The sequence below is a fragment of the Massilia horti genome (genome assembly GCF_004614195.1).
GTDB lineage: Bacteria > Pseudomonadota > Gammaproteobacteria > Burkholderiales > Burkholderiaceae_D > Telluria > Telluria horti.
In genome coordinates this window covers 1-15,449 of record NZ_SPUM01000066.1, presented here as the reverse complement: position 1 = coordinate 15,449, position 15,449 = coordinate 1, and the positions used below count along the sequence as shown (strand labels likewise).

The window sequence follows — 15,449 nt, the reverse complement described above, 5'->3', positions numbered from 1 at the left end:
CACCACCGGGGGGGGGGGGGGGTTTTTTGTTAACCCGCCCGGCCGCCGCGGGCGGGGGGCGCGGGGGGGGGGGGCGGCCCCGCGCCCCCTACGATCTTCCCACTGTGGCCGGACACAGCATTGGTTGTGGTACATTCAACCTTTTGCCCCGCAGTACAATGACCCGATTCCGCCATACTTCGCGCGCCCTGTTGCTGGGTGCCGGTGCCGCACTCTCCGGTTGCGCCTTTCTCCAGCCTGCCCATCCACCCGAAGCCGCCTACGTTGTGCTAGGCGAGGGCGGTGCCCCGATAGCGCGCGTGCTGACAACCGCCGCATCATGCCCCTCGATCACGCTCGACCATCGCGAGCTGCCGATGACGGTGCGCGCACCACTCGCGCCGATTCCCGAGCGCGGCGCCGCGCACCCGAACGGCGTGCCCCCGTCTTCGCCTGTGCTGACTTGCGAGCTCCCGATCCCGGCCGGCACCCGCCAGGCTTCGGTGGCCAGGCAGGCCTTGCCGCTGCCGCATGCGAGTTTCGACAGGATTGTTGTCATCGGCGACACCGGCTGCCGCCTGAAGGGCCGCGAGGCGCAGGATTGCAACGATCCGCAAGCCTTCCCGTTTGCCACCGTCGCAGCCAGCGCCGCGCGTTTCAAACCAGACCTGATCGTGCACGTGGGCGATTACCACTATCGTGAAGACCCATGCCCGGCCGGGCGCGCCGGATGCGCCGGCAGCCCATGGGGCTACGGCTGGGATGCCTGGAACGCGGACTTTTTCGCGCCGGGCGCCGCGCTATTGAAGGCCGCCCCATGGGTGATGGCGCGTGGGAACCATGAATCCTGCGTGCGCGGCGGGCAGGGATTTTGGCGCTTTCTCGATCCGCGCCCGCTGGTGCCGGGCCGCGATTGCGACGCGCCGGCCAACGACCATGTCGGCGACTACGGCGATCCGTACGCGGTGCCGCTGGGCGGCGACGCGCAGCTGATCGTGTTCGATTCGTCCAATACCAGCTACAAAGGCTTCCAGCCGGGCGACCCGCGCATTGCCAATTACGCCGACACGTGGCGCAAGGTGGCGGCGCTGGCACAGCAGGCGCAATACAACATCGCCGTCGACCACCATCCGCTGTTCGGATTCGGCGCGACCAGGAACGCTAAGACCGGCGAAGCGCAGCTGTTCGGCGGCGATGCCGGGCTGCTGCAGTCGTTCGGCGCGCTGGATGCCGGCATCCTGCCGCCGTCGATCAGCATGCTGCTGTCCGGGCACGTGCACCTGTGGGAACAGGTCAGCTTTTCGAGCAGCCATCCGACCCAGTTCGTGAGCGGCTTTTCAGGCACGGCCGAGGACATCGTGCCGCTGCCGGAATCGGTTCCATCCGGTGTAACGCCGGCGCCGGGCGCGGTCGTCGAGCATATGAGCTCGTGGATCGACGGGTTCGGCTTCATGACGATGGAACGTAGCGGTGCCAACGCCTGGCTGGTCAAGGTGTGGGATCGCGACGGGAACGAGCGCAACAGCTGCCAGGTCACAGGGCGCAAGTCGGTGTGCGCGGTCAGGCAGGTGAAGTAGGGCAGCGCATGCTCATGCCGGCTTGGCCACCATCAGCCAAAAGATGATGACGAACGCGCAGAATGCTGGCACCCCAAGCGCCGCCCAGAACCTGAAATAGCGCCAGTACTGTGGCGGCAGGGCGTTGCCGGTTCCGGCTGCTTCGACCGCGATGTCGCGCAGCCGAATCTGCAGCCAGACCACTGGCAGCCAGCAGGCGCCGGCGAGGATGTACAGTGCAATCGACCACATGATCCACCGGCTGTTCAGCGGATAGCCAGCCAGGTGGATCAGGTAAAAACCAGTGACCGGCTGGGCGATGGCGGTGCTGGCCGTGAACAGCCAATCGGCGATGACCACGTACCTGCTGACCACCGCGATGGCGCGCACGTCGCGGCTGATGCTCGCGAACAGCATGTACCACGCCGATCCGATCCCGGTACCGAACAAGAAGTTCGCCGACAGGATGTGCAGCCATTTCACGACCAGGTAGTCCATTGGACTTTGGACCTACGGGTGAACTCGGGATAACGGCTGAGCCGCTTCCCGATGACGGACTCCAGCTTGATCCAACTGGGAGATCGCAGTCAAGTGCCGCCTCCTGCACGAAAGACGCGGGATGCGATCAATCATCATTGTAGATCTTTGGTGGAATTTCGTGCTCTGTATAGTCTGGATAATCGGTATACCGGTTGGATGGAGCATCCCGATCTCGCGCCTGGCCAACTAGCACCCAGTGCACAAGAGCCGCTCCAGCTAGCGGAAATAGCAAGATCAGGCCGACTTGCAGAGCTTTTTGCCCGTGCTCGGCAGTGTCATTTTTCACTACCAAACGAACAACGTAGGCACAGTAAGCGGCTAGAGCTAGCAAGGCAATACTTAGCCAGGTTGTCATCGCTTCCCCAATGTTTGCGAGTCAACATACTATCACTATCACAGTTTGCTCTTGGCCGGTTTCGGGACTTCGGTAGTAACCGCCCTCAATTTTCCTCCAGCTGGTACAGCATCCAGATCGCGACCAGCATCGGCAGGTTTTTGACCACCGGCCCGTACGGATGCAGGAGGAATTCCGGCAGCTTGAACGCGATCACCACCGTGTAGAACCCGATCAGTGCCAGCTGTACGAGCCACAGCCAGCGGCGCCGCCTGAGGAACAGGATGCCCAGGCCCAGCAGCAGGTCGAAGGTGGCTGCGCCGTACAGCATCAGCGGGCGCAGTGCCTGGGGAATGCCGGTTCGCGCAAGGAGCTCGTAGCTTTGCGCGGGCGGGTACAGGCCGTACGAGACGATGGCGGTGACGATCCATACGACAGCGATACTCAAGCGCAGGACGGGCAGCAGCCAGTCCAGTTTGGCGCGCGTTCGTTCGGCGAGCGGATCGGTGATGAATTGGCCGATCGGGCGCGGCGGGTGGCCAAGCAGGCGGGCCGTGACCGCAGGATCGGCGGTGTTGCCCCGGTCGAGCATGCGCAGCGCGTCCTCATCGAGTACACCGCCGGGGAGCCAGCGCCCGAACCGCGCGGCCAGCCGCGCAGCGCTGTCGGGCAGACGCAGGATGTGCGGTCTGCCCATGCCCATCGACGAGCGCAGCTCAGCCAGATAGTCGGTGAACGACAGCACCTCGGGCCCGACCAGCGGCACGCGCAAGGCAGTGCCGGTACCGGGCGGCAGGGGCAGGCGATGCTTGAGCAGGGCGCTGATCGCGGCCGCCACGTCGTCGATGTGCACCGGTTGCACCAGTTGCGGCGCGCTGCCAAAACGTACCAGGAACGGCAGGCTTGCCAGTGTCTTGAACGCCCGTGCACTGGCGCCGTCCTTTCCGTAGACGAGCGAGGGTTGGATGATGTAGGCGCGCAGCGGCAGCGTGGCGAGGTAGTCGTCGGCCGCTTTTTTCGACAGGTGGTAGCTGGTCTGGGCATTCTCATCGGCGCCGAGCGCGGATATCTGGATCACCAGTTGCACATCGTCCGATTCGGCGCAGGCGGCAAACAGCGCGCGCGGGGTTTCAGTGTGCAAGCGGGCGAAGGTCTGCGCGCCGGACTGGCGAAAGATGCCGACCGCGTTGATGGCCACATCAATATCCTTAAGGCGCGCCAGCCAAGCCCGTTTGTCTGTATTTCTAGTGAAATCCGCGTGGATGAAGGTCAGGCGCGGGTCGAGGCTGGGTCTTGGCTGGCGCACCGCGCACACCAGTTGGTGCCCGTCTGCCAGCAGTGCTTGCGACAGGTGCCGTCCGATGAAGCCGCTTGCACCCGTCAACAAGACTCGCATACGTGCTTCCTTTCAAGCGATCGACAAGATGAGGACCATATGGAAGACTGGAAAACAGCAGCGCAGCGCGGTGCAATCGGCAGCCTGACCGCCAGCCTAGCGTCGACGGCCGCGCTGGCGTTGATGGGCGAGAGCGAGAACAACAGCGTGTACGCGCCGACCAATGCAATCAGTCACTGGCTCTGGGGCGAACAAGCCATGCGGCGCGAGGGGCCGTCGATGCGCTACACCGTGCCTGGCTACATGATACATCACGGCAGTTCAATGTTCTGGTCGGTATTGTTCGAGCGCTTCGCAGGAAAGGTACTCGACCGCAAGGAGCCGGCAGTCACGCTGGGTGCCGCGGCAGCCGCGTCGGCCGTCGCCTGCTTCGTCGACTATCAGCTCACTCCGCGGCGTTTGCGTCCGGGTTACGAAAGGCGCCTGTCCAAGCCCGCGCTGGCCCTGGTGTATGGCGCGTTCGGCCTTGGGCTGGCGGCCGGCGCGATGCTGAGCCGCCGGGACGAGCATTAGCCCGGAAGGGCAGGCCACAACAAAAAACGGCGTTCCCGTTCTGCGGGCACGCCGTTTTCATGGCTTTGCTCGGTGCTAGCGGTTCAGGTCGCCGGACTCTGATTCCGCCGCGCTGGTGCCCGCGGTGCCTGCTCCCAAGGTCGAGCTGCCAGCCGAACCCGCGCCCACACCGCCGCCCATGCCAGCGCCCATGCCCTGTCCGGCGCCGACGCCTCCGCTTATGCCGCCCGCTCCCAAGCCACTGCCCGGCCCCATCGTCGGGGCGCCGATGCGTGACACATCGGTGCCGTAGAAGGCATGAATCTGGTTCGCCCACTGCGCATCGCTCATGTCGGGCCAGTCATCCTTGTCGAACCCGGGCGCATTTTTCAGCCGGTCCTGGGCGATGTTGAGCACAAAACGCTTGTTGACGGTATCGAGGTGAAGCGCCTGCCACGGCACGGCAAACAGCTTTTCGCCCATGCCCAGGAATCCACCGAACGCCAACACGGCGTAGGCCACCTGCCCGGTGGCCATGTCGAGCATGATTTCTTTGATATCGCCGAGGTTCTCGTCGGCGCCGTTGACGACATCGTCACCAATCAGGGTGTCGGCCCCCATGAGCGCCGGGCCCGGCCCCGTGTCGGATACTTTTTTGTACATCCCATATTTGTCGCGGTCAATGTAGCTCATCTCAATGCTCCCCACGTTAAGCTTTTCTGCAGGCGATACTGGCTTGGATAGCGCAAAGTGCAATCGGTTCGCAGCCCAGTAAAAATGTGCCGTCCACGGGCCTTCGGCTGTCCATACAGACCCCGCCGCTGCTACTGTCCGGACATAATCTGTGAACAAATACGGTTGCCGCCGTAACATTTTTAGTGCACTATAACAGCGGCGGGAGCGCCATCGACCCGATGGCCTGCCGATCAGTTCAGCGATGAGGAGGCTTCGCCCCCTTTCTGCCCCCGGCGTGCCCGGGGGCCGTTTTTTCAAGCTTTTCAAGCTTTTCAAGCATCTGGCACTGGTCGCGCCCCGCGTCCCCCGTCAGCTTCCGGAGTGCGCATGACCGATCTTAATTTCCCGATATACCTGCTTGCCTGGCCCTTCGCGTTGACCCTCGCGTGGATGGCCGGCGAGCTGATTTACCGCTGGATAGCATTGCCGCGCATCGCCGTCTACGCCTTATGCGGCTTCGTATTCGGCAACCTCGCGGCGGGCGACCTGCCGCCGTCCGAGTCCGACAGCTTCCTGCTGTTTGCCAATCTCGCCTTTGGCCTGATGCTGTTCGAGCTCGGCTACCGCATCAACCTGCGCTGGCTGCGCGCCAACCCGTGGATCGTCGTCACCTCGGTGGTCGAGTCCGTGGTCACCTTTGTCGCGGTCGACACCGTGGCCACCGCGTTCGGCACCGAGCCGCTGTCGGCGGCCCTGATCGCCGCGCTGGCGATGGCCACTTCGCCCGCGGGCTTGCTGCGCGTGCTCAACGAGCAGCGCAGCGCCGGCCAGGTCACCGAGCGTGCGCTGCATTTGTCGGCCCTGAACTGCGCGTTCGGTGTGTTCGCGTTCAAGGTGATCGTGGGCATTGGCGTGTTCCAGACCTCCGGCGACCTGGCCCACGCCGCGGCCAGCAGCCTGCTGGTGCTGGTCGCCTCGAGCCTGCTGGGCGCGCTGTTCGGCGTGGCCGTGCCGCTCTGGCTGCGCCACGTCGATAACGCCGGGCGCGACGCCACGCTGGCATTCGCGATTGCCGTGTTCCTGCTGGTGGTGGTGAGCCACGTGTTCAAGCTCTCGCCCGTGCTGTGCGCGCTCGCCTTCGGCATCGTCGCGCGCCACCGCCGCATCGTGCTGCCGCCGGCGCAGCGCAATTTTGGCGCACTCGGCGATTTGCTGTCGGTGCTGCTGTTTTTCGTCGTGGCGAGCAAGCTCGACTGGGATCATGTGACGAGCGGCCTGCTGCTCGGCCTGTTGCTGGTGCTCGTGCGCGCGCTGGCGAAGGTGCTCGTGTGCACCGTGTTTGCGCGGGTATCCGGCATTTCGGCGCGCAAGGGTGCGCTGACCGGTCTTGCGCTCACGCCAGTTGCGGTGTTCGCGGTGCTGCTGCTGGAGCAGGCGCCGCGCCTGGGCCCGGACGTGTTCCAGAGCCTGGCGCCGCTGGCCGCGATCGCGCTGCTGCTGGAGGTGATCGGCCCGCTCGTGACCCTCTGCGCCGTCGTGTTCGCCAATGAAACCCGTACTGCAAGGGAGCCCTGAGATGCCACTAGAATCCTTCGCCAGTTCGCAGTCGCTGACCATGGGGGTCGAGCTCGAGCTGCAACTGGTCAGCCTGTCCGACTTCGACCTGGTCGCGGCCTCGCCCGACATGCTGGAATTGCTCGGCCGTGCGCCGTTCCCCGGCAACGTGACGCCCGAGATCACCGAGAGCATGATCGAGATTAACAGCAGCGTGCACCTTGACCACACCGGTCTGCTGGCCCAGCTGCGCGAAATCCGCGACCGCCTGTTGGGCGCCGGCGACCGCCTGAATATCGGCATTTGCGGGGGCGGCACCCACGCCTTCCAGCAGTGGTCTCACCGCAAGATCTTTGCCAAGCCGCGCTTTCGGGAGGTGTCGGCGCTGTACGGTTACCTGGCCAAGCAGTTCACGGTGTTCGGCCAGCACGTGCACATCGGCTGCAGTTCCGGCGACGAGGCCTTGTTCCTGCTGCACTCGCTGAACCGCTACATTCCGCACTTCATCGCGTTGTCGAGTTCCTCGCCGTTCCTGCAGGGGCACGACACGCTGTTCCAGTCGGCGCGCTTAAATTCCGTGTTCGCGTTTCCGCTGTCGGGCCGTGCGCCGTTCCTGCTGTCGTGGGACGAGTTTGCGCGCGACTATTTTGCCCGCATGGAGAACACCGGCATCGTCAAGAGCATGAAGGACTTTTATTGGGACCTGCGGCCCAAGCCGGAATACGGCACGATCGAACTGCGCGTGTGCGACACGCCGCTGTTCGTCGAGCGCGCTGCGGCGCTGGCGTGCTACCTGCAGGCGCTGTGTCGCCACCTGCTTGAGCGGGGCGATCCGCCGCCGCTGGAAGACGACTACCTGGTGTACAACTACAACCGCTTCCAGGCCTGCCGCTTCGGACTGGACGGCACCGTGGTCCATCCGCAGACGCACCAGACGGTGCCGCTGCGCGAGGATATCTTGATCACGCTGGAGAAGCTGGCGCCGCATGCGCAGGCCCTGGGCAGCACGGCGGCGTTCGAGCACCTGCGCGACGTGTTGCGCACCGGCAGCGACGCCCAGTACCTGCGCGACGCCTACGCGCAAGGCGCCAGCACCGAGGCGGTGGTGGACGCGGCCCTGCGCCGCTTTCGCACCGACGCGGGCGGCTAGCCTTACAGCTGGGCGAGCGGAACCTTGGCCGCGGCTTCGTCGGCGGCCAGCACCTCGATCAGCCGGGCCAGGTCGTGTTCGAGGCGCTCCAGGGTCGCCTTATCCAGGCTGGCCAGCGCGTCCGGCAGCACGCCGGCAAACGGGCCGGGAGCGCGCTGCAGCACCTGCTGGCCTTCCGGCAGCGCGCGCAGTGCCACGCCGCGCCGGTCCAGCCCCTCTCGGGTGGCCGCGATCAGGCCGCGCTCGGACAGCGCCTTGATCAGATTGCTGGCGGTGGACTGGTGGATGTCGAGCGCGCGCGCAAGTTCGGTCACGCCGATGCCGGGCGCGGCCTCGATCACCGACAGCGCCCACAGCTGAGCGCCGCCAAGCCCGGCGTCACGCTCGACCTGGCGAAAGTGTGATTTGACCGCGTTGAACACGACACGGAACTGGCGCAGCACGCGGGTTGCGGGAGGCGTACCCGTGCCGCCTTCATTTTTTGGGGGGGGCAAAGACATGGGAAGATGATAGCGGAAAAGTGATGCCGCAGGCTGCCGTTTACGTGCGCGACCGCGCGCCAGCGGGCTTGCGGCCGGCGCGCGCGACGTTTGCGAACGGTTCAGTTGCACCACGCGGGCGAGGCGGCCGCGCCATCTTTGCTACATTGTCTGGATGTTGAAAACGAATGGGCGCCGCCTGCGCCGCGCGCTATCCGTGCTGGCCCCGGCGACCGTGGTGATTCTGCTGGCCGGTCTGGTCGTGACGCTGCTGTTGTTCTTGAGCATGCGCGTGATCGAACGCGAGCGTGCGGACGCCCAGTTCCTGCAGGACGCGGACCTGCGCTTTCGCATCGTGATGCGCAGCTTCCACGACTCGCTCGAGGCCTTGCGCGCGGTTAATCTGCTGTTCGTGGCCTCCGGCGACGTCACACGGGAAGAATTTGACGCGTTTGCCGGTCCGCTCAGCCAGGCTCATCCAGAGACGCGGGCGGTGATCTTCCACCGCCTGGTGGTTGACGCCGACCGTGACGCCTTCGAGGCCGCGCGGCGCAAAATTTTTCCGTCGTATCAGATCACCGAGCAAGGGCCTGGCGGCCTGGTGCGCGCCCCGCGGCGGCCGGTGTACCTGGTCGTGGATTACCTCGTGCCATACAAGGGCAACGAGATCATCCTCGGCTACAACGTGTTTTCATACCTGCCACAGCGCGAGCTGTTCAAGCGCGCGATCGAGACTGGACAAGCGGGCGCCAGCGGTGTCATGCCGCTGATGCAAATCGGCGGCGGTCCGGGCCTGGTGATCGTGATGCCGGTCTATCGTCCCGGCGCCACGCTGGCCGACCCGGCGGCGCGCGCTGCCGCCGTGATCGGCGACACCGCAGTGTCGCTTGACCTGGCCGGGCTCTTGCAGCGCAACCTGGACCAGGCCGGCGTGCTGGCCCAACCCGGGATCGCGCTCGACGTGCGCGGGATCGATCACCTCGCATCGCATGCCTACCGCTTCGGCGCGTATGCGGCGCCGCTGCCGTGGTGGCGGCAGTGGTTCGGCGCCGAGCCGCGCACTGCGCAGCGGACCATCGAGGTGGCCGGCAGCCGCTGGCAGTTGACGGTGCGCTCGCGCAAGGGGGCGCTGCCTGGCCACGTTGCCTCGAATGCGATCCTCGCGCTCAGCTTGCTGTTGACGCTGGTGACCGCCAGCTACATCCAGGCGCGCGCGTTGCGTACCCGCCGCATCGAACTGCTGGTCCGGCAGCGCACCCGCGCACTCAAGCGCGCCGGCGACGCGTTGCGCCTGTACCAGCGTGCGGTCGAGTCGAGCGCCAACGGCATTATCCTGGTGGATGCGCTCAGTGGCGACAACCGGATCGCGTATGTTAACCCGGCCTATGAGCGCCTGAAGGGCCGCACAGCCGCACAGTTGCTGGCGCTGCGCGTCGTCGACCTCGCGGACGAGGGGCCGGACGAGCCGGGAATGCAGGAAATGCTCAACGCCATGCGCGAGCGGCGTGCCGGCCATGCGGTGGTGCGCCAGCGCGGCCTGAACGGGCGCGCGCGCTACAGCGAGGTCTATATCGCCCCGGTCAACCGGCCGGACGGCGTCATCGACCATTTCGTGCTGAGCGTGTACGACGTCACCACGGCCAAGCGCTACGAAGAGGAACTGGAGCGGCGCGCGCGCTACGATAGCCTGACTGGCCTGGCCAACCGCGCCCAGCTCAAGGACCGGCTGGAGCAGGCGATGTCGTTCGCCGCCGCCGACGGCGCGCCGCTGTGGACGGTGGCGCTCGACCTCGATCAGTTCCGCTTCGTGAACGACACGCTGGGGCACGGCATGGGCGACCAGCTGCTGCGCCAGGCGGCGCCGCGCATCGCCCAGGCGCTGCCGCGCACCGACACCGTGGCGCGCACCGGCGGCGACGAGTTCGTGCTGATCCTGACTGGCTGCCGGGACGAGCGCAGCGCCGCCACCACCGTGCGCCGCGTGCTCGACGCGCTGGCCGAACCGTTGGTCCTGGGCGGGCAGACGCTGGTGGTGACCGGCAGCGCGGGCGTGGCCGCCTTCCCGGGCGACGGCCAGGACGCGGAGACCCTGATCAAGCACGCCGAGGTGGCGATGTACCGCGCCAAGGAGGCCGGCCGCAACACGGTCCAGTTCTACCGTCCGGCGATGACCGCGCGTGCGCTCGAACGGCTGGAGCTGGAAGGGGCGCTGCGGCACGCGCTGGCGCACGGCGAATTCGAGCTGCACTACCAGCCGCAGGTCGACGTGGCCAGCGGCCAGGTGGTGGGCATGGAGGCGCTGCTGCGCTGGCGCCACCCGCGCCTGGGGCTGGTGCAGCCGGAACGCTTTATCGGCCTGGCCGAGGAGACCGGCCTGATCGTGCCGATCGGCGCGTGGGTGCTGCGTACCGCGGCGCTGCAGAACCGCGCCTGGCAGCGCGCCGGCTACGGCCCGCTGCGCATCGCCGTGAACATGTCGGCGCGCCAGTTCGCCGAGCCGGGCCTGGCCAGGGAGGTCGCCGCGGTGCTGGCCGAGAGCGGGCTCGCGCCGGACAGCCTGGAGGTCGAGGTCACCGAAAGCCTGGTGATGACCGATGCCGAGGCGGCGATCGCCACCATGCACGAGCTCAAGGCGATGGGGGTGGCGATGTCGATCGACGATTTCGGCACCGGCTACTCGAGCCTGTCGTACCTGAAGCGTTTTCCGGTCGACGTGCTCAAGATCGACCGCTCGTTCGTGCACGACCTGGCGGGCGACTCCGCCGACGCGGCCATGGTCGACGCCATCATTTCGCTGGCGCGCGGGCTGCGCCTGCGGGTGATCGCCGAAGGGGTCGAGACCTGCGCGCAGCTCGATTACCTGCGCGACCAGGGCTGCGACCTGGTGCAGGGCTACCTGTACAGCCGCGCGCTGCCGGTGGCCGAGGCCGAACAGCTGCTGCGGGCCGGGCGCCGGGTCGAACCAAACACCGCAGCAGCCTAACGCTTGCGTTCGTCCGCGAACCGACTTACGGTCGTGGTCGGCTATACTTGCCGCTTGTTTTATTGAACGGCAGGCAAGCTAAGTGGAACAGGACGAGAATTCAGGCAGTCGCCTGCGCGGGCACGGCAAACGGTTGTTCGCGCACGCGGCGGGCGTGGCGCGGGCAGGGCATGCGCGAGCCCATGCGCGGCTGGCGGGGCACCCGCCCCTGGTGCAGGTGGCGCTGGTCGCGCTGTGGAGCCTGGCGGCGCTGCTGATGCTGCTGTTGTTGTACATAATCGTCCTGATTCCCCTGACCCCGGGCAGCGCCGACCTCAGGCAGGCGCGCGCCGCGCGGCCGAGCGTGATGATGTCGGCCGACGGCAAGGAGCTGGGCAGCTTCGAGCAGGGCGTGCAGGAGCGCGTCAAGCTGTCCCAGGTTTCGCCGCACGTGATCGAGGCGCTGATCTCGACCGAAGACCGGCGCTTCTACGATCATCATGGGATCGACTTCAAGCGCGTCGGCGGCGCGCTGCTGGCCAGTGTGAAGGGCGACGCCCAGGGCGGCTCGACCATCACCCAGCAGCTCGCGCGTAACATGTTCCCCGAAGAGATCGGACGCTCGCGCAACATCAATCGCAAGCTCAAGGAGATGGTCACCGCGATCAAGATCGAGAACACGTTCAGCAAGACCGAGATCCTGGAAGCTTACCTGAACACCGTGCCCTTCCTGTACAACGCCTACGGCATCGAGATGGCCGCGCGCACCTATTTCGACAAGCCGGCGGCGAAGCTGGACGTGCTGGAAAGCGCGACCCTGGTCGGCATGCTCAAGGGGACCAACTACTACAACCCGGTGACCAACCCGCAGCGCTCGCTCCAGCGCCGCAACGTGGTGCTGGCCCAAATGTTCAAGCACGGCGCCTTCGACGAGGCGCGCTACAAGGCGCTGGTCAAGCGCCCGCTGCGGGTGCGCTTTGCGCGCCAGCCGGAACGCAGCGGCAAGGACAACCACTTCACCGCCTATGTGCGCAAGTGGCTGCTCGACTGGGCCGACGAGCATGACTATAACCTGCAGCTCGATGGGCTGGTGATCGAAACCACGCTCGACGCGGCGCTGCAGGACGCCGCCACCCGCGCGGTCGAGCGCCAGGCAAGCGCGCTGCAGGCGGTGGCCGATGTGGAGTGGGCGCGCGCCGACGCGCCGCTGGCCACATCCACCGGCGCCTACGCCAGCCAGCGCGGGCACACGGCGCCGTTCGAGTACTTCTGGCGCGCGCATCCGGGCCTGCTCGACGCCTTCGTGCGCGAGTCAAGCGAATACCGTCAAGCGGTCGAGGGCGGCGAGGCACCGGCCGCGGCGCTCACGCGGCTGAAAAAGGAGCGCGCCTTCATCGACCGGCTCAAGGGCGCCAAGAGCCGGCTCGAGGCCGGCCTGGTGGCGCTCGATCCGGACACCGGCGAGCTCAAGGCCTGGGTCGGCAGCCGCGACTTCCAGAAGGAGCAGTACGACCATGTGGCGCAGGCCGTGCGCCAGCCCGGCTCGACCTTCAAGCCGATCGTCTACGCCGCCGCGCTCGAAAAAGGGATCGCGCCCGACCATCCGTACCTGGACGCGGTGACGGACATCAAGGTCAATGGAACGGTCTGGCGCCCGACCGACATGAGCGGCACCACCGGGCGCGAGATGACGCTGCGCGACGGCCTGGTGTACTCGAAGAACACGATCACGGCCCAAGTGATGCGTGACGTCGGGCTGGGGCCGATCGTCAAGCTGGCGCGCGACATGGGCATCCGCCAGAGCAAACTGTCGGCGGTGCCGTCGCTCGCGCTGGGCACCAGCCCGGTCACGCTGCTGGAGATGGTCAGCGCCTATTCGACGATTGCCGCGCAGGGCGAATACCGCAAGCCGGTGTTCGTCAAGCGCATCCTGGACCGCAACGGCCAGGTGCTGGCCCAGTTCGGCGCCGAGGCGCCGCAGCGCGCACTGTCGCAGCCGGCGACGGCGAGCCTGATCGATATGCTGCGCGGGGTGGTCGACCGCGGCACCGGCACCGGGGTGCGCTACCGGTTCGGCATCAATGCCGACGTCGCCGGCAAGACCGGCACCACCCAGAACAACGCCGACGGCTGGTTCATCCTGATGCACCCGCACCTGGTGACCGGCGCCTGGGTCGGCTTTAACGACAACCGGGTGACGATGCGCAGCAGCTACTGGGGGCAGGGCGGGCATAACGCGCTGCTGGTGGTCGGCGATTTCGTCAAGACCGCGCTGGAGTCCCGCAAGCTCGATGCGAAGGCAGAGTTCCCGGGCGGACGCAAGCAGGAACCGGCGCCGCGCGATGAGGACGAGCCGCCTGAGGAGATGGATGTGGGCGGCGACATGCGGCAGGAAGGCGTGGAGCCGTCGCTGCCCGACCCGTCGCAGGAGCCGCCGGCGGCGCCCGCGCCCGAACCGGCGCCGGAGCCAGAACAGGAGTCGCCGTTGGTGCGCCCGGTCGAACCGGTGAGCACGGACGGGTAGCCGCTGCGCCTGGACTTCCCGGCCGGGGGTTGGTTCGCGCCCGCTCTTTGAGGTAATCTTGCAACATCTTTACAAGGAGCTCCCGCATGACCACACCCTACGATACCGCGCAGCCGGAGCGCAGCGCGGTCGACGCCCTGCCGGGCATCGTCGCGCTTGATTTCGGCACCAACTGGTGCGGCTACTGCCGTGCGGCAGAGCCGTACATCGAAGACGCGCTCGCCGGCCGCCAGGGTGTGCAGCACATCAAGGTGGAGGATGGCCCGGGGCGCCCGCTGGGGCGCTCGTTCCGCATCAAGCTGTGGCCGACGGTGGTCGTGCTCAAGGACGGCAAGGAGGTCGCCCGCGTGGTGCGCCCGCACGATGCCGACGAGGTACGGCAGGCGCTGGACCAGGCTGGTGCCGCATGACGGCGGTCCCGGCGGCAAGTCCCGCGCAGAACCGTCCCGCGACCGTCCTGTTCGCGAGCCTGATCGGCACCACCATCGAATTCTTCGACTTCTACATCTACGCCACGGCGGCGGTGCTGGTGTTCCCCAAGCTGTTCTTCCCGGCGGCCGACCCTGCCGCCGCCACGCTGTCTTCGCTCGCGACCTTCGCGATCGCATTCTTCGCGCGGCCGGTCGGCTCGGCCCTGTTCGGCCACTTTGGCGACCGCATCGGGCGCAAGGCGACCCTGGTCGCGGCCCTGCTCACCATGGGCGTGTCGACCGTCGTGATCGGGCTGCTGCCGACCTACGCGACGCTGGGCACACTGGCGCCGCTGCTGCTCGCGCTGTGCCGCTTCGGGCAGGGCCTGGGGCTGGGCGGCGAGTGGGGCGGGGCGGTCTTGCTCGCGATGGAGAACGCGCCGCCGGGCAAGCGCGCCTGGTACGGCATGTACCCGCAACTGGGCGCGCCGATCGGCTTCTTCCTGTCGGGTAGCATCTTCCTGCTGCTGTCGCAATTGCTGACTGACGCGCAGTTCTTCGCCTGGGGCTGGCGGGTGCCGTTCCTGTCGAGCACCCTGCTGGTGCTGGTCGGCCTGTATGTGCGCCTGAAGATCACCGAAACGCCCGCGTTCCGGGCGGTCCTCGAGCGCAACGGGCGGGTGCGCGTGCCGGTGCTGGTGGTGCTGCGCGAGCATTCGCGAGCGCTGGTGCTGGGAACGGTCATCGCAATTGCGACCTTCGTGATCTTTTACCTGATGACGGTGTTCGCGCTGAACTGGGGCACCACGGCGCTGCATTTCACGCGCAAGACGTTCCTGAAGCTGCAGCTGGTGTCGGTGGTGTTCTTCGCGCTGACGATCCCGTTTGCCGCGTTGCTGGCCGACCGCTATGGCCGGCGCGGCGTGATGATCATGGTGTCCGGCGCCATCGCGCTGTTCGGGCTGCTGTTCAAGCCGATGTTCGGCACCGGGGACTTCGGGGTGGTGGCCATGTTCATGGTGCTCGGCCTGTCGCTGGTCGGCTTCACCTACGGCCCGCTCGGCACCTTGCTGGCCGAGCTGTTCCCGGCCCAGGTGCGCTACACCGGCGCCTCGCTGGCGTTCAACCTAGCCGGCATCTTTGGTGCGTCGCTGGCGCCCTATGCGGCGACCTGGCTCGCGACCAATCACGGCCTGCACGCCGTTGGCTACTACCTGAGCGGCTCGGCGATACTGAGCCTGGCAGCGCTGCTGTTGACAGAACGGCGAGCGGCAGCCGTGGCCGAACCGGCACGCTGAGGCGGGTCCGGTTGCGTCTCGCGCACCCGGCTGCCGCCGATGCGGATCGTAACGTGAAAGAAAGCACTGTACGGACGTGCAGCGTCCTGACCTGAGTAGG

Annotated in this window: 12 protein-coding genes; 8 read left to right on the top strand and 4 right to left on the bottom strand. The window is 66.8% G+C overall.

Features of this window, described 5'->3' with window-relative positions; all coding sequences use genetic code 11:
• The first annotated feature begins 158 nt into the window (after positions 1 to 158).
• Positions 159 to 1,556, top strand: a complete 1,398-nt coding sequence (locus tag E4O92_RS10895) for a metallophosphoesterase (RefSeq protein WP_135189799.1) — start codon at positions 159 to 161, stop codon at positions 1,554 to 1,556.
• 12 nt (positions 1,557 to 1,568) lie between these two features.
• Here the strand turns inward: E4O92_RS10895 and E4O92_RS10890 are convergent, their stop codons facing one another.
• Complete coding sequence (locus tag E4O92_RS10890) at positions 1,569 to 2,033, bottom strand: DUF2269 family protein (RefSeq protein ID WP_135189798.1); 465 nt, start codon at positions 2,031 to 2,033, stop codon at positions 1,569 to 1,571.
• Positions 2,034 to 2,515: 482 nt separating this feature from the next.
• On the bottom strand, positions 2,516 to 3,805 hold the full coding sequence (locus E4O92_RS10880) for an SDR family oxidoreductase (RefSeq protein WP_135189796.1): 1,290 nt from the start codon (positions 3,803 to 3,805) through the stop codon (positions 2,516 to 2,518).
• Positions 3,806 to 3,844: 39 nt separating this feature from the next.
• On the opposite strand from E4O92_RS10880, the gene E4O92_RS10875 reads away from it, so the two are divergent.
• Positions 3,845 to 4,318 (top strand): hypothetical protein, encoded by a 474-nt coding sequence (locus tag E4O92_RS10875; protein WP_135189795.1) that lies wholly within the window; start codon positions 3,845 to 3,847, stop codon positions 4,316 to 4,318.
• A gap of 75 nt (positions 4,319 to 4,393) precedes the next feature.
• Here the strand turns inward: E4O92_RS10875 and E4O92_RS10870 are convergent, their stop codons facing one another.
• Positions 4,394 to 4,990, bottom strand: a complete 597-nt coding sequence (locus tag E4O92_RS10870) for a PRC-barrel domain-containing protein (protein ID WP_135189794.1) — start codon at positions 4,988 to 4,990, stop codon at positions 4,394 to 4,396.
• Positions 4,991 to 5,359: 369 nt separating this feature from the next.
• Here E4O92_RS10870 and E4O92_RS10865 point away from each other — a divergent pair, with 369 nt between their 5' ends.
• Both E4O92_RS10865 and E4O92_RS10860 read left to right on the top strand, forming a co-directional pair.
• Positions 5,360 to 6,547 carry a cation:proton antiporter gene (locus tag E4O92_RS10865; protein ID WP_135189793.1) on the top strand — a complete coding sequence of 396 codons (1,188 nt, stop codon included), beginning with the start codon at positions 5,360 to 5,362 and terminating at the stop codon, positions 6,545 to 6,547.
• 1 nt (position 6,548) lies between these two features.
• Complete coding sequence (locus tag E4O92_RS10860) at positions 6,549 to 7,676, top strand: YbdK family carboxylate-amine ligase (protein WP_135189792.1); 1,128 nt, start codon at positions 6,549 to 6,551, stop codon at positions 7,674 to 7,676.
• 2 nt (positions 7,677 to 7,678) lie between these two features.
• Here E4O92_RS10860 and E4O92_RS10855 read toward each other — a convergent pair whose 3' ends face one another.
• The gene (locus tag E4O92_RS10855; protein ID WP_135189791.1) at positions 7,679 to 8,176 is read right to left on the bottom strand and encodes a MarR family winged helix-turn-helix transcriptional regulator; all 498 of its coding nucleotides are present in this window, start codon (positions 8,174 to 8,176) and stop codon (positions 7,679 to 7,681) included.
• Positions 8,177 to 8,330: 154 nt separating this feature from the next.
• Here E4O92_RS10855 and E4O92_RS10850 point away from each other — a divergent pair, with 154 nt between their 5' ends.
• The 4 genes from E4O92_RS10850 (at position 8,331) to E4O92_RS10835 (ending at position 15,349) form a co-directional block, all read left to right on the top strand.
• Positions 8,331 to 11,138 carry a bifunctional diguanylate cyclase/phosphodiesterase gene (locus tag E4O92_RS10850; RefSeq protein WP_229483242.1) on the top strand — a complete coding sequence of 936 codons (2,808 nt, stop codon included), beginning with the start codon at positions 8,331 to 8,333 and terminating at the stop codon, positions 11,136 to 11,138.
• A gap of 82 nt (positions 11,139 to 11,220) precedes the next feature.
• Entirely contained in the window at positions 11,221 to 13,641 is a 2,421-nt protein-coding gene (locus E4O92_RS10845) for a penicillin-binding protein 1A (protein WP_135189790.1), read from the top strand.
• A gap of 86 nt (positions 13,642 to 13,727) precedes the next feature.
• The gene (locus E4O92_RS10840; RefSeq protein WP_135189789.1) at positions 13,728 to 14,051 is read left to right on the top strand and encodes a thioredoxin family protein; all 324 of its coding nucleotides are present in this window, start codon (positions 13,728 to 13,730) and stop codon (positions 14,049 to 14,051) included.
• Entirely contained in the window at positions 14,048 to 15,349 is a 1,302-nt protein-coding gene (locus E4O92_RS10835; RefSeq protein ID WP_135189788.1) for an MFS transporter, read from the top strand. The genes E4O92_RS10840 and E4O92_RS10835 overlap by 4 nt, the downstream gene beginning before the upstream one ends.
• Positions 15,350 to 15,449 lie beyond the last annotated feature (100 nt).

What these genes read in the sequence shown, in the direction of transcription:
- E4O92_RS10895 (WP_135189799.1), top strand. Translation starts at nt 159, where the DNA reads ATGACCCGATTCCGCCATACTTCGCGCGCCCTGTTGCTGGGTGCCGGT.
- E4O92_RS10890 (WP_135189798.1), bottom strand. Translation starts at nt 2,033, where the DNA reads ATGGACTACCTGGTCGTGAAATGGCTGCACATCCTGTCGGCGAACTTC.
- E4O92_RS10880 (WP_135189796.1), bottom strand. Translation starts at nt 3,805, where the DNA reads ATGCGAGTCTTGTTGACGGGTGCAAGCGGCTTCATCGGACGGCACCTG.
- E4O92_RS10875 (WP_135189795.1), top strand. Translation starts at nt 3,845, where the DNA reads ATGGAAGACTGGAAAACAGCAGCGCAGCGCGGTGCAATCGGCAGCCTG.
- E4O92_RS10870 (WP_135189794.1), bottom strand. Translation starts at nt 4,990, where the DNA reads ATGAGCTACATTGACCGCGACAAATATGGGATGTACAAAAAAGTATCC.
- E4O92_RS10865 (WP_135189793.1), top strand. Translation starts at nt 5,360, where the DNA reads ATGACCGATCTTAATTTCCCGATATACCTGCTTGCCTGGCCCTTCGCG.
- E4O92_RS10860 (WP_135189792.1), top strand. Translation starts at nt 6,549, where the DNA reads ATGCCACTAGAATCCTTCGCCAGTTCGCAGTCGCTGACCATGGGGGTC.
- E4O92_RS10855 (WP_135189791.1), bottom strand. Translation starts at nt 8,176, where the DNA reads ATGTCTTTGCCCCCCCCAAAAAATGAAGGCGGCACGGGTACGCCTCCC.
- E4O92_RS10850 (WP_229483242.1), top strand. Translation starts at nt 8,331, where the DNA reads ATGTTGAAAACGAATGGGCGCCGCCTGCGCCGCGCGCTATCCGTGCTG.
- E4O92_RS10840 (WP_135189789.1), top strand. Translation starts at nt 13,728, where the DNA reads ATGACCACACCCTACGATACCGCGCAGCCGGAGCGCAGCGCGGTCGAC.
- E4O92_RS10835 (WP_135189788.1), top strand. Translation starts at nt 14,048, where the DNA reads ATGACGGCGGTCCCGGCGGCAAGTCCCGCGCAGAACCGTCCCGCGACC.